We start from the raw sequence: 255 nt of genomic DNA on the forward strand, positions 1-255 counted from the left end.
AAGATCATCCAGTCGCCCCTCGGCTGTATCGGGCAAGGCGCGCCTTTTCCCGGGTCGCATGGCAATGCGAAAGGTGGTGCTCTTGCCTTCCATTTCAGGGCGCTTCTCGATGCCTTGGTAACCGGCATCGGCGTAGACCACCTCCTCATCACCATGGAGCAGCTCGGCTGCTGCCGTGAGGTCGTGCACATTGGCGGCGGTGGTCTCCACAGAGTGGATGAGGCCGGAGTCCTTGTCGACGCCAATGTGGACTTT

At 60.8% G+C, this 255-nt stretch carries 1 protein-coding gene; it reads right to left on the reverse strand.

Annotated elements, in window-relative coordinates:
* A partial coding sequence (locus tag KBY97_RS14600; RefSeq protein WP_255148070.1) for a transposase occupies positions 1–255 on the reverse strand: 255 nt, incomplete at both ends.

The sequence above is a fragment of the Synechococcus sp. ATX 2A4 genome, assembly GCF_024346375.1.
Taxonomy (GTDB): domain Bacteria; phylum Cyanobacteriota; class Cyanobacteriia; order PCC-6307; family Cyanobiaceae; genus MW101C3.